Consider the following 13,108-nt stretch of genomic DNA (forward strand, 5'->3'; position numbering starts at 1 on the left):
CTTTCAAAACGGTAGGCAGGATCCATTGTTAGACTTCCTACTGTTCCCACGACAGTATAACTGTCACAAGTATCTGCCCCAAAACTCGCTACAAACTCAGCGATTTGCCCTCCTGGGAAAATGATTGTTGCTGCAATGGATTCTTCCACCTCATTAAAAAGTGGATTGTCTGTCCTTTCGTTGCAGCATGCCCAAACCTCTGTAGGCTCTGCCTCGAAGAGATGGCGAGCCGCATTGATGCAATATACTCCCAGATCCTGCAGTGGTCCACCCCAGAGGCTGCTTTTCAGTCGATGATTTTCTGGCTGAATCCGAAAGGAAAGGATCGAATTGAAAATGCGAGGCTCCCCAATCTGTCCTTGGCGAATTCGTTCCAGTGCCTCCACAGTGCCAGGTTCAGAGTGCAAGCGATAGGCAGTCATCAAATAAACAGCATTCTCCTCGGCAGCTTCGATCATTGATTTTCCCGCTTGAAGAGAAACAGCAAGTGGCTTCTCTACAAGTATATGCTTACCGGCCTTTGCTGCCTGAATTGTATATTCGGCATGCATTGAGTTGGGCAGCGCCACATAAACTGCATCACAAATATCTTTATTTAACATCTCTGTATACTGCGCATATCCGAAGACATGAGGTACTTCATGGAAATCAGCAAGTTTTCTCCCCTTATCCTCAGAGCCAGTCACAATTGCTGAGACAACCGAATTTTTCGTCTGCCAAACTCCTGGCAAGAAAGCTTCTTGAGAAATCCAACCTGCGCCCACCACAGCGTATCGAACTTTCTTCACAACTGACTCCCTCACTGTATTTTTTAATTAAGAGCTTTTAGCTTATTGCTTTTGAGCGGTACCTAGCAGAACTTGAAAAATTCTTTCTCGTGCTGGCGGTAAGGATTCAAGATAGATCTGTTGCCAACCAGATTTCTTCAACATTTTATGGAGATTCTCTGCTGAAAAGCCTTGCCAGGCATGCTGCAACTTATCTCGCACCCACCCTTGGTTATGACTCTCCAATTCAGCTATCAGTAAACAACCTCCTTTGTGGCAAATGCGATGGGCTTGCTGCAAGCCGACCTCCGGTTTCTTCAGATGGTGAAGTGCCTGAGAAAACACCACTACATCTACTGATTCATCGGTGAGGGACAATTCTTCCAACGGTTCCTGAATCCATTCTACGTTTTGGAGGCCGGATAAAAGCAAATTTTGTCGAGCAACTCGGAGCGGTTCACTTTCAAAATCCACTCCGATTACTTTTTCTGCACATCTAGCAAGTTCTAGCGTCAGGGTCCCATCTCCACAACCAAGGTCTGCAATATGAAGATTAGGCTTAAGAGTACCAAGCAAACGTCCAAGCAACCGGGACCAGGCAGACCAGGATTGCCCAGGTTCTAATAGCTTCTCATTGAGTCCGGGGCCTCCCAGTCGGCGTTGATGCAAAATTTCCTGTAACCGAACTTGGTCGTGGTGTGGGTCATCTAGTTCTTCGAGCTGTTGATGTAAATACTGAGCAAAGAGTCTGAGATCCTCTTCTTGGTCAATCAATGGAGTCAACTGATAATAGGACCACACCCCTTCTTTGCGTTCCTGAATCACACCCATCTTGCGCAAATGGCTTAAATGCCGTGAAATACCAGATTGAGCCAAGCCCAAGATCTGGGTAAGTTCACTGACATTCAAAGCCTGCTCAGAAAGCAATCTAAGCAGCCTTAATCGGGTCTCATCACCCAATAGTCGTAACGATTGCGCAATCCTTTCCATTCATTTTCCTCAGGCAAAAAAAGTTTAAATGCAATCCTATGCGCTGGTTACCGGAGCTCCAACTGGAATCGGGCGTGAAATCGCCAGATGTTTTGCTAAAGATCAAATTCCACTGATTCTAGTCTCACGCTAACTGGAAGAGCTTGAAAAAGTTAGGCATGACTTGATGGAGTTCTCAAAACAACCGATTGAATTGATTTCAATGGATTTGCCCCATCCTCAAGCTGCGAGCGAGCTTTTTCGGAGGACTGAGGTTTTTTGGGCTTGGTAGTAGAGTACCTAGTCAACAATGCAGGCTTTGGTAACTTTGGAAATGTTCAGGATTTACCTGAGGGAAAAGACGAGGAATTGCTTCAATTGACCACTGTCACGCTTACCGGCCACACAGAACGCTTTTTAGCGAAGATGCTTGAGCAAGGAAGAGGCCGTATTTTAAATGTAGCCAGTACCGCTGCCTTTCAACCAATTCCCAACATGGCAGCTTATCCTACTTCAAAAGCCTATGTCCTCCACGATTCAGAAGCACTGGAGTGACAGTCTCCGTTCTATGTCCAGGACCAACCGCAACAGAATTTGGTAATAGAGCTGGTATAGAAATGATTCCTTTTTTTGAAGGTCCGCTCGTAATGACTGCTGACAGGTTGGCAAGAGAGGGTTATGAAGGAATGTGGGCAGGCAAAGGATTATTATCAACGGCAGGCTCAACCAAATTGGAACATTTTCCAATAGAATCAGTCCCCGCTGATTATCTTAATGGATTGCTGGCCAATTGATGCAAAGCGTAAAAAGAAGAGGACAATCATCTCAATGATTCTTTTGGGAAGTATGGTCGAAACTCAGTGAAGGCACTTCAGATTAATTCTCCGTTGAGATTAGGCTGTTGAGGCATGCATAACCCCCTACAACCCCACCCTCATTGACATTGGAGGCCTTTGTTCGAACCAAATGTCCCACTGGCATATTGATCCTTAGATCACCTGATTGTGCTCGCAGCAATCCAAAGATTCCAAGTTCACTGATACTTTGGTGAGACTGAGCCTGTTCCTGAAACACAAGTAGATTTTCGGCCGTCTCTGCTTCAATGCGTTTCATCGCAACCCAAGCCTTGTCTTCACTCTTAGATAAAGAAGTCAAAAAGTTCCTAATTTCAGCTCCATAGACATTGTTGCCACCTCCTTCTCGTTGAGGTTTGAGGACGTATTGCTCTGCTTTTTCTGCCAGAAATTCTCTAGCTGTTCTACCATCTACCTCTTCATCTAAGCCAAACATCATTGCAAAATAAGCCTTTAATTGATCCGCAACGGACTTGGGAACAAATTCACTCAAGATGCCTGAACCAGCTAATAATTGTTGAATTTTCTTGGTACCAGCGAGTTGCATTGAGGCTTCCGGAACCAAGACTGCAGAGGAGGCTTCCAACATTTTTCTGGCTGAACGGCTCTCCTCATCAGGAAGATCACTCGGTGCATATCCAGCTCTAAAGTAAACAACCCCAATTCGTTGTGGACCAACCCAGAGATCTCCATTCTTGAGTTTTCCTTTCTCATGGACTTCTGCCAATGTCGCCCGAACGACCTTCACACCACGTTTACTCAGTGCAGCAAAAAACCCCATCTGATCAAACCAGTTTCTCTCTTTAGGCTGAACCAACATCAATAAGGCTGCATCCTGCCAACCAAGATTCTCAATTGTCTCTTTGATTCCACTTGCAAAGCCAGCGATGGCATCATGAGGGAGAGGAGCTGCTTTCAGGATATGTTCTTGCTGAAGTTGCTGATGAAGAGTTGTGACCCTCTCCGAGAGATGAGCAAAACTCGCTGAGATTGTATTGAATTCGACTTGAAGGGGCTGAAGCTCTCCATTTTCTTTTCTTTCGATGAGAAAATCATTTCGATTGATTAGGAGCTGTTGGTCCTGTCGTTTTTCCTTCGGTATCAAGGAGAGTAGGAATCCTACAAACTCGTCTACTTTTGCAGTAGGTTCTAGACTTTCTCGCATAAAATCAGAATTTTGAGCAACCTTCCAAAAAAGCAGGCTTGACCACTGTGTGTGTATTTGAAGTTGCGAGATCAGGGAAGTTGGTAGCTGATAAGGCGTCAGTGAGAATGGAGCATGAACGAGTTGTCCATCTAGATTTTTCTGAAGCAATCCGAAGTAATGAGCACGATCAATAATATTCTGTAATTCCTCTGGATTCATAGATTAGTTTAACGTGCTCTGACTATGCAGAAAGAGTTCTTGAGTTAGCCAGCTATCAAACGAATCAGCAGAGTGGTAACGTTCCATGACCAAGTCAGCTGGGGAAAGACCCTGCTTCGTATAACGATCGAAAAATGGTTCCAGCCAATTCGCTTGATTTACAGAATCCATGTGGGATAGGGCAGATTCCATAATCTTAATTGCCAACTTGTTGAATCTTACCGGTCCAACCTCACCAGTCAGTCCATCCTTGCAAGCAGTTTTTCGAAGCTCAGGAAATAGTTCAGCTGGGATGTCCATTAAGAAACCCTCTAATTCTGTCAGTACGGTCTCATTGTAGGTCAGAGCTTGCAGCAATGCTGGAACTGCTATCACATCCTGAGGCTGTTGCGTGTCCATACAGCGCAACTCCATAATTCGCTTGATCCGCACCTCAGGGAAGAGCATACCCAGATGAGTTAGCCAGTCTTCCTGATTCATCTCAAGTGGTGTTTCCTTCTTCATCAATTGTCGGAAGGTGTAGGGACCAGGCTGAACCACTTCTCCATCACGGTAGAGGTGATAAGGACGGACATCCAAAGCCCACTCAATGTAGTCCACCAAGCTGAATTTCTTACTCAGGAAACTAAGAGGTAAACCAGTTCGGTAGGGATCAGTATTTTGCCAAATTCTTCCACGATAGGAGCGATATCCACTTGGTTCTCCCTCGACAATTGGGCTGTTTGCAAAAATTGCCGTTAAGAATGGCGTAAGCCTGTTGAGAATCACAAACTTCCGCTCCAGATCCTCCAGTGACTGATAATCAAGGCTAACCTGAACACCACTTGTCGCTTTCATCATCCATTGACCATGGGTATCCACCTCCCTCATGGTGGAGTACATGATTCGATAACGTTTCTTGTCCAGCAGAGGCAGATCATCTGGACTTAGATAAGGATGAGCCCCTAAAAAAAAGGGTAATCCTCCCCAATCGCTGAGCGCATGTGTGAGTTGTTGAATATGAACATTGACTGCTTGGGCCACCTCGCTCAAATCCCTTCTGGGAGAATCAGATAGTTCGACCTGACCGCCCGGTTCAATCGAAATATTCTGACCACTGGAATGCAACAAACCCAAAAGAAGTTCACCTTCGTAATGTAGTTCCCAAGGTTGTGGTCCCTGGCTACTCAATTGCGCCATTTTGAGCAGGAGCGTCCAAATACTAACATCCCCACTGATTGGCAATGACTTCCATTTTCCCTCATCGGATGGTAGCGCCACAAAAGTTTCATACTCCAGCCCCATCTTCTCTTGGCGTGTGCCACAGCATCGCTGTTGGAGGAAATCCAAAAATTGGTTACGGAGTTCCGCAAGCTCCATAATTTCTCGGCAAGTATTGGTTTATTCGTATCGTAGGGAATCTGCCGGCTGAAGCCGAGCAGCTTTAGTCGATGGGTAAATCGTCACCAAAAAACAGATCAAGAATGAGGAAACCGTCGTTATTAGCACATCAGTCCAGTTAATCAAGACAGGGATTTTGTCTCCTCCAGGATAAACGCCAGGCGGAATGTCGATAAAATCAAAAGTCGCCAAGGCCCAGCAAATTGTTAATCCCAAGCCAACTCCTGAACAAGTACCGATCAAACCAATGACTACGCCCTGCAGCATAAAGATTTTTCGCACGCTTTGTTCTGTAGCACCCACTGCTTTGAGAATCGCAATTTCTCGTGATTTTTCAAGAACCAGCATGATCAGCGAGCTAATTATGTTGAAGGCCGCTACTACGACAATCAATGTCAGAATCACGAAGAGTCCAATTTTTTCAAGCTGCATCACCTGAAAAATACTCTTGTTCTCATCGACCCAACTGCTGACAGCAAAGTCCGTGAATTCTGCGCGCAACTCATCCGCAACTTCCTGGGCAGTTTCCGGATCCCTCAAGCGGACTCCTAGGCCTGTCACATCATTCTGCATTCGATAGACTTTCTGGACGAGTCGATAGTCCATGAAGGCAAGAACCTCATCATAACCCGCGATTCCAGACTCGAAGAAGCCTATCACCATCAATTTCTTGATTCTCGGAACATCTCCCACGGGGGTCATTCTCTGTTCAGAAGAAACGAGTTGGACAGTATCTCCAAGCTGAACCCCTAGTTGTTGCGCAAGGTTTGAACCAAGAATGATTCCATCTTTCAGGCCATCTTTTTTGGCGCTGAGATGTGACAGACGAGCTAATATTTCATCAGAGATTGTCTGCTGTTCTTCATTCGTCGGGGGGCTAGGAGAATATCGTTCTTGTCTGAGGAAAAGGCCCAAATTGGTGACTTGGGTTTCTTTGGCAGGATCAATGCCTCTTAATAAAGCACCTTTTGGTCGCCTTGTCCCCGTCAGCAGAGCTTGCTTGAAAATATACGGAGCCGTGGCTTTGACTTCAGGATGCTTAAGTATTTGAGGTTGGAGTTCTGGATACTCCGTCATCCGATCTGCCCAAGAGAAAAGGGTCACATGAGGAAGTGATCCTGTGATTGCTTGTCGGAGATTATCTCTAAATCCGTTCATTAGGGAAGTTGCTACAATCAGGGCAATTACCCCAAGGGCCACTCCACAAACTGAAATCCAAGTAATTACAGAGACAGATCTGTCTTTACGAGGGGAAAAGAGGTAGCGTTTCCCGATGAACCACTCATAAGGCAGAGGTTTCACGCTACCTAAGCTCAGTTTAAATTTTGAAGGTAGTTCTCAATTTGATCGGCAGCTTGCGCCAAAGCGTGGGGAAGTTTTTCGGGTGACTTAATGCCTGCCTGTGCCAAGTGAGGCTTACCCCCACCACGGCCATCTGCAAGAGCTGCAACCCGGTTCACAATCTCAGCCGCCTTCGCTCCTCGAATAAGAATAGAGTCAGCTACCACACACAAGAGAGTAGTTTTGCCGTCAAGCTCCGCTCCCAGAAGGGCTATTCCTTCCAACTCCTTCCGCAAGCTATCCCCCAAAGAACGCAACTCATCCATGGAGGTAGCCTCCACCTTCATTGCCAGGAGGGGTACTCCTGCAACCAGCCGAGCATTGGAAATCAAATCTTGGGCGGATTCCGCGGCTGATTGTTTTTTTAGTAGTTGAAGTTCCTTCTCAAGCTTTTTTTTCTCTTCCATCAAATTGGCGACCTGTGGCCCAATACTCTCAGTCTGTACGTTGAGCAAGTGCTTCAATTCCTGAACTGCTTTCCCCTCATCTCGACTGACTTCTTCTGCACTTTCACCAGTGACGGCAACAATTCTGCGGACCCCAGATGCAATAGCACCTTCAGAAACAATGCGGAAGGAACCAATCTCCCCGGTAGCTGAAGTATGACATCCTCCACATAGTTCGGACGAGAATTCATCTAATTGGACAACCCGGACGGTATCTCCATACTTTTCACCAAAAAGAGCTGTGACTCCACTATCCACCGCCTGACGATACCCAGTTTCAAAGACTTTCAGATCAATGTTTTCACGGATCTTCCGATTCACAAGACGTTCGATTTCTTCGACTTGATCGCTGCTTAATCGCTCTGAGTGAGTGAAATCAAATCGCAGATAATCTGGATGAACGATCGAACCTGCCTGGTTGACATGCTGACCAATGATTTGCTTCAAGGCCGCATGAAGCATATGGGTGCCTGTGTGATTCCTGGTCGTTGCCTTGCGTTTATCCACATCTATCCTGGCGATGACTGGCTCAGGCTTTGGCTGTTTACTACCTTCACAAACATGAATGATCAAATCTCCTTCTTTGCGAACATCCATCACACTCCAAGTGCGTTGACCCTGCTGTATCGTCCCTTGATCCGCGACCTGTCCTCCAGACTCAGCATAAAAGGGTGTTGTGTCTAAAGTAAACAACCATTTACCCGATTCGTTCTGTGCAAAGCGCCGAATCCAGGTTTCTGCATTGTAGGAATTGTACCCTATGAATCGAGAATGCGGTCCAACTTCCAATTCTTGCCACTCGATTTGAGCAGTCTGAAAACGAGCAGATTCCCGAGCTTTGGTGCGTTGGGCTTCCATACATACTTCGAAACCTGCTTCGTCCAACTCAAGTTGACGTTCCTCACAAATCAACCGAGTCAAATCTACTGGAAAGCCGTAGGTGTCGTAAAGCTTAAATGCGTCCTCACCACTAAGCTTTTTCTGAGAAATCGTTGCTGACTGAGCCACCATCTGTTCAAAGATTTCCAAGCCTCTATCAAGGGTATTACCGAAGCTTGCTTCCTCTGCTTCGATTACTCGGGAAATATGGTCTTGCTGCTGGCGTATCTCAGGGAATGCGTCCCCCATTACCTCAGCCAGGGTAGACACCAACTTGTGAATGAACGGGTTTTCCATACCAAGCACTCTACCGAAGCGAGTTGCCCGGCGCAGCATCCGGCGTAACACATACCCACGACCTTCATTGGAGGGAATGGCACCATCAGCAATTGCGAAGCTCAAGGATCTAAGATGATCTGCAATCACTCGGTAGGCGACACCTGTCTCTCCTTCAGCATCTTTTGTTCCGGTAATTTCAGAAATGGACTGGAGGAGAGGAGTGAAAAGATCTGTGCTGTAATTGGAATTAACACCTTGTAGCACCCGGCAAACTCTCTCCAGCCCCATCCCAGTATCTACACCTTTGGCAGGCAAAGGAGACAGCTTGCTATCATTACCCCTGTTGAATTGAATGAAAACGAGGTTCCAAATTTCTATTACCCGAGCATCATCAGCATTGACCAACAGAGCCCCAGTGCGATCTTCCGTCATATCAATGTGAATCTCACTGCAGGGACCACATGGACCCGTATCCCCCATTTCCCAGAAGTTCTCTTTCTTGCCAAAGAAATGGATATTGTCCCAATTGATATCTGTGCATCTTCTCCATAGTTCAGCTGCTTCTTCATCAGGAGGTAAGCCATCATGCTCATCTCCACCAAAAACCGTGGCGTGCAGCCGAGTTTTGTCCAGCCCCCACACCTCTGTCAAGAGTTCCCAAGCCCAGCGAATTCCTTCCTCCTTGAAGTAATCTCCAAAGGACCAATTCCCCAACATCTCGAAGAATGTGTGGTGGTAGTTGTCCCGGCCCACATCTTCCAAGTCATTGTGTTTTCCACTTGCCCGGATGCACTTTTGTGAATTAGCTGCACGATTGTAATCACGCGTTCCGGAACCCAGAAAGACGTCCTTGAATTGGTTCATACCCGCATTGGCAAAAAGCAATGTTGGGTCATCATTCGGAACAACTGGAGAACTGCGCACAAATCGATGCTGACGCTCTTCAAAGAAGCTGATGAATTCCTGACGGATCTGCTGGGATGTCTTCACGAGAGACTCCTGGAATCAGAATCTGGGAAGGAAATCCCCACGGGGCAGCGGGGATGGCTGGGATGCAAGGCTTACAGAGCCATATATTCGACAACTAGGTGATCTTCCACCTGGATTGGAATTTCTTCTCGAGCTGGGATCTGAAGGAGTTTCCCAGTCATCTTGGATCCATCTCTTTCGATGTAGCCAAGCTGCTGTTCTGAGAGTTCGAACCACTCTTTGTATTTCTCAATTCCCTTGCTGCGGTCACGCATAGTGATTTCATCACCAACACGTATCTCTAAGGAAGGCTTATTGACATTTTTGCCATTGACCAGAATATGGCGATGGACGACCATTTGACGTGCAGCTCTGAGCGTCGGCGAGAAGCCCATACGATAAACCATGTTGTCCAATCTTCGTTCCAACAATTGAACCATGAATACGTTGGTTTGCTCCTTTGATTTGGAGGCACGATCGTAATATCGTTTCAGTTGTTTCGCTGTTACACCGTAGTAATGCTTCAACTTTTGGGTTTCCATCAACTGCATGGCAAATGGCGATAGCTTGGCACGTCGGCCTGCGCCGTGCTGTCCGGGTCTATTCGGTCGGCGTTGAAGAGTGAGTGCTGCGCTAGGTGTACCAATTAGATTGACACCGAGTGCACGGCAGTGTTTGCGGAGAGTCTTGGTCTTAACTGTCATTGATTTCGCTTTCTTTCAGATGGCATCTAACGGACTTTAGGAAAATTCTAGTTCAGGATTAAGATCGTGCTGTAGGCGAACGCGGGATGCCATCCCAAAGTATTTTCGGGCCCTTCCGCTATTCGTGATAAATGCACGAAACCATTTAAAATATTCAATTTTTCAAATGAAGTCAATGAACTAATGCGACATCAAGGACAGCAGAGAGGAGTTAAACCGAGTTGGAAAGTATGGAGAATGATATTCAAATGCCTTCTGGGATTGGTGCTTGTGAGCAGCATCTTACTGATTTCGGTCTTGAGTTGGGGTGTGAGTATCGTTTGGCGTTCAAAACCTGACTACGATGGTCTTTTACGAAACCCACAGCTTCAAGCTGAGGTCACAATCCTCCGGGATCAGTGGGGAGTCCCACACATCCAAGCCTCTCATTTAAATGATGCCTGGTTTGCTCTAGGGTTCACTGTCGCTCAGGATCGCTTACCCCAGCTGGTCTGGTTCAAACTCCTGGGCCAAGGGAGACTTTCGGAAGTTTTGGGACTTTGGGAACCTGTGAAAAGAATCGACCTACTAATGCGTGGATTTCAACTACATCAGGTTGGGCAACGTATGCTTGATTTGGCCAGCCCTGAAGCAAAACAGGCCTTTACAGCATACTATGCTGGGGTAAATCTGTTCTTGAAGCGGCAATCAGTTTTACCAATAGAGTTGGAATTACTCCAACTGTCTGGTTATGAGATTGAACCCTTTGTCAAAGATGATCTCGTGGGAATGGTGGGTGTGATGGCTCTGCAACTCCACCTTGCTATGCGAGAAGATTTACTTGCTGAAAAGCTCGCGCGAAAAGTAGGTGAAGAGAAGCTAAGAGAACTCTTCCCTAATTATCATGGAGGATCTCCAGCTGTTTTGTCCTCACCTCTTAAGATTGGTCATCAATTTTCACTTCCAAAAGATGAGATTACAGAGCTCCTGACATGGCTAGAGCCCTTCATGGGCATGGGCCATAGCAACAATTGGGTTATTGCCCCCAAACATACAGTAACCCAAGCAGCCTTGCTGGCACATGATCCCCACCTCGGTCTTGGTATTCCAAATTTCTTTTACGAAGCGCATGTGCAGACACCGGAGATGGAAATTGCAGGTTCCATGGTTCCCGGGCTGCCTTTCCTGGTATCAGGTCATAACACAAAAATCGCTTGGGGAATGACGAGCCTGCATGCAGATGCTGGAGATTACTTCTCAGAGATACTGAGTCCTGATGGCAGGTTTGTTCAAATCAATGGTGAATGGCAACCCCTGACTACACTTGAAGAGCGCTTGAAGGGTCGCTGGTCTGAGGAGACATTTTTACTGAGAGAGACTCCTCATGGGCCAATTATCAATGATTTTTTTCGCCCCAACGATTTAGAAGGTTTCCAAAACGAAATACTGAGTTTTCGCTGGACATTGCTGGTGGACAAAGCCAGCAGCGAGATTGAAGGCTTCTTTAAATTGAATCAAGCAAGCAACTGGAACGAATTCCGGTTGGCTCTCTCCTATTTTGGGGGCCTTCAACAGAACTTTGTATATGCAGACAAGCAGGGCAATATTGGTCTTCACCCCGCTGCTAGCCTGCCAATTCGCCAGCTAACTGGACAAAGAATCCTCCCCGGTCATGATGGCTCAGCTAATTGGTTGGGGCTGCGGAGAACCTTGGAATTACCATTCTCCTACAACCCAGCTAAGGGATGGGTGGGTTCTGCGAATAATTCACTTGAAGAACCTGGGATGGGTAACGTCAAAGGTTACTTTGCCCCCGGTGAGCGGATGCGAAGAATGGAGCAACTTCTTCAAGGTTCTGGCTTCCTCTCTCCACAAGCCATGCAAAGATTTCAAAACGATACTTGTTACCCACTTGCCAGGTTAATTAAAGAAGCTTGGGATCATTTGGATTCGATGGAACCTATTCAAGGAGTACCCGTTTCTTTCTTACTCAAAAATTGGGATGGCTGTTTTGCCACAGAAAGCGTAGCGGCATCCCTCGTTGCACAATGGGAATGGGAATTTCATGAAATTCTTTTCAAGGATGAACTTGGAGAGGAACTGAGTGAGGACTACCGGGGTTATGCTAGCCAGGCGCTGGTCCGTCAAATCCTCAATGGTCTTGCACAAACATGGGTGGATGACATCAGCACTTCTAATAAGGAAACTTTAAATGAGGTTGTCTTGTCTGCCATGGAGCAAGCCATTACAAAGCTTTCTGCTTCTCATGGAAACGATTGGCAAGCTTGGAAGTGGGGTAAAATTCAAACCCTTCAGATGAAACATCCTTTCGGCTGGATACCCGGTCTTGGTCGCTGGTTCAGTGTGGGGCCTTTTCCAGCACCTGGTTACAGGAGCACCCTCCGTAGAGCTTCTTCAAACCCACCTGTCTGGAACGTCAAGCACGGAGCTTCTATCCGTCAAGTCATTGATTTTTCAGATCTCAATCGCTCCTCCTCTGTGCTCCCCACAGGACAATCCATGCACCCGCTTTCACCATTTTTTGCTAATCAAGCTCCCTTGTATTCCAGAGGCGAGTCACATCCTCTTTTAATTGACTACAGAGAAATTCGAGCTAATCAGCTTCATCAATGGCAACTCCTCCCAATGAAGTAGAATTTAGTTGATCACTTTTAACTCAGTGTAAATTATTTAAAGTACCACCCTCCCACGGAAGAGTGTAAGGCACTTTTCTTCTCATTGTCCTAGAAAGACCAGAACTATTTTCTCCAACTGGAATTGTACCGTGATCCAAAAATTGAATAGCTGCCTGCAGTGCAGCATCATTATCTGGTGAACTTGGTGGTGCCACATTGTACAAGTAGTCAGGTGTTATTCCTTGTTGATGCCAACTTGAACCATACGGTGCAAAAAGTTCCATTGCAGTCACCCATACAGAGCTTTGGTCCAGAAGAGTTAATACATACTGACCAACACCCTTCCCATAAGATACATTCCCAATGAAGGTTGCAACTGAATGATCTTTCAGGGCGGCAGCAGTAACTTCTGAAGCAGAGGCAGAATGCTCATCAATAAGTACAACTACTCTTTCAGAACTTCCGTTTTCTATATTACCCGGCCACCAAGGTCCAAAATATTCATCAAAATAGTAATATTCATCACCATATCTTTCTTT

Annotated in this window: 11 protein-coding genes; 3 read left to right on the forward strand and 8 right to left on the reverse strand. The window is 46.3% G+C overall.

The features are described 5' to 3' along the window. Positions 1-788, reverse strand: a 788-nt coding sequence (locus P8O70_12655) for a Gfo/Idh/MocA family oxidoreductase (GenBank protein ID MDG2197708.1), incomplete at its 3' end; no start/stop codon positions are given. A 42-nt stretch (positions 789-830) separates the two neighbouring features. Beyond that, the gene (locus P8O70_12660) at positions 831-1,757 is read right to left on the reverse strand and encodes a metalloregulator ArsR/SmtB family transcription factor (GenBank protein ID MDG2197709.1); all 927 of its coding nucleotides are present in this window, start codon (positions 1,755-1,757) and stop codon (positions 831-833) included. Between the two features lie 258 nt (positions 1,758-2,015). Here P8O70_12660 and P8O70_12665 point away from each other — a divergent pair, with 258 nt between their 5' ends. Together P8O70_12665 and P8O70_12670 are read left to right on the forward strand one after the other, a co-directional pair. Then, positions 2,016-2,291, forward strand: coding sequence for an SDR family NAD(P)-dependent oxidoreductase (locus P8O70_12665; protein MDG2197710.1), 276 nt, complete (start codon positions 2,016-2,018; stop codon positions 2,289-2,291). Continuing rightward, positions 2,288-2,530 carry a hypothetical protein gene (locus P8O70_12670; GenBank protein ID MDG2197711.1) on the forward strand — a complete coding sequence of 81 codons (243 nt, stop codon included), beginning with the start codon at positions 2,288-2,290 and terminating at the stop codon, positions 2,528-2,530. The genes P8O70_12665 and P8O70_12670 overlap by 4 nt, the downstream gene beginning before the upstream one ends. 82 nt (positions 2,531-2,612) lie before the next feature. Here the strand turns inward: P8O70_12670 and P8O70_12675 are convergent, their stop codons facing one another. The 5 genes from P8O70_12675 to rpsD all read right to left on the reverse strand — a co-directional run bounded on the left by P8O70_12675 (position 2,613) and on the right by rpsD (position 9,954). Beyond that, a complete protein-coding gene (locus P8O70_12675) occupies positions 2,613-3,956 on the reverse strand; it encodes a glutathione synthase (protein MDG2197712.1) in 1,344 nt (447 codons plus the stop codon). Positions 3,957-3,959: 3 nt separating this feature from the next. Next, on the reverse strand, positions 3,960-5,315 hold the full coding sequence (locus P8O70_12680; protein MDG2197713.1) for a glutamate-cysteine ligase family protein: 1,356 nt from the start codon (positions 5,313-5,315) through the stop codon (positions 3,960-3,962). Between the two features lie 21 nt (positions 5,316-5,336). Beyond that, positions 5,337-6,638: an ABC transporter permease gene (locus tag P8O70_12685; GenBank protein MDG2197714.1), complete on the reverse strand. Its 1,302-nt coding sequence runs from the start codon at positions 6,636-6,638 to the stop codon at positions 5,337-5,339. 11 nt (positions 6,639-6,649) lie between these two features. Next, positions 6,650-9,271, reverse strand: coding sequence for an alanine--tRNA ligase (gene alaS, locus P8O70_12690; GenBank protein ID MDG2197715.1), 2,622 nt, complete (start codon positions 9,269-9,271; stop codon positions 6,650-6,652). 71 nt (positions 9,272-9,342) lie between these two features. Next, a complete protein-coding gene (gene rpsD, locus P8O70_12695) occupies positions 9,343-9,954 on the reverse strand; it encodes a 30S ribosomal protein S4 (GenBank protein ID MDG2197716.1) in 612 nt (203 codons plus the stop codon). Positions 9,955-10,191: 237 nt separating this feature from the next. Here rpsD and P8O70_12700 point away from each other — a divergent pair, with 237 nt between their 5' ends. Then, positions 10,192-12,588, forward strand: a complete 2,397-nt coding sequence (locus P8O70_12700; GenBank protein ID MDG2197717.1) for a penicillin acylase family protein — start codon at positions 10,192-10,194, stop codon at positions 12,586-12,588. A gap of 22 nt (positions 12,589-12,610) precedes the next feature. Here P8O70_12700 and P8O70_12705 read toward each other — a convergent pair. Further along, the coding region (locus P8O70_12705) for a S41 family peptidase (GenBank protein ID MDG2197718.1) at positions 12,611-13,108 on the reverse strand (498 nt) is incomplete at its 5' end.

It is taken from the genome of SAR324 cluster bacterium (assembly GCA_029245725.1).
Lineage (GTDB): Bacteria > SAR324 > SAR324 > SAR324 > NAC60-12 > JCVI-SCAAA005.

Coding starts and splice junctions, on each gene's coding strand:
- P8O70_12660 (MDG2197709.1), bottom strand. CDS start 1,757: ATGGAAAGGATTGCGCAATCGTTACGACTATTGGGTGATGAGACCCGA.
- P8O70_12675 (MDG2197712.1), bottom strand. CDS start 3,956: ATGAATCCAGAGGAATTACAGAATATTATTGATCGTGCTCATTACTTC.
- P8O70_12680 (MDG2197713.1), bottom strand. CDS start 5,315: ATGGAGCTTGCGGAACTCCGTAACCAATTTTTGGATTTCCTCCAACAG.
- rpsD (MDG2197716.1), bottom strand. CDS start 9,954: ATGACAGTTAAGACCAAGACTCTCCGCAAACACTGCCGTGCACTCGGT.
- P8O70_12700 (MDG2197717.1), top strand. CDS start 10,192: ATGATATTCAAATGCCTTCTGGGATTGGTGCTTGTGAGCAGCATCTTA.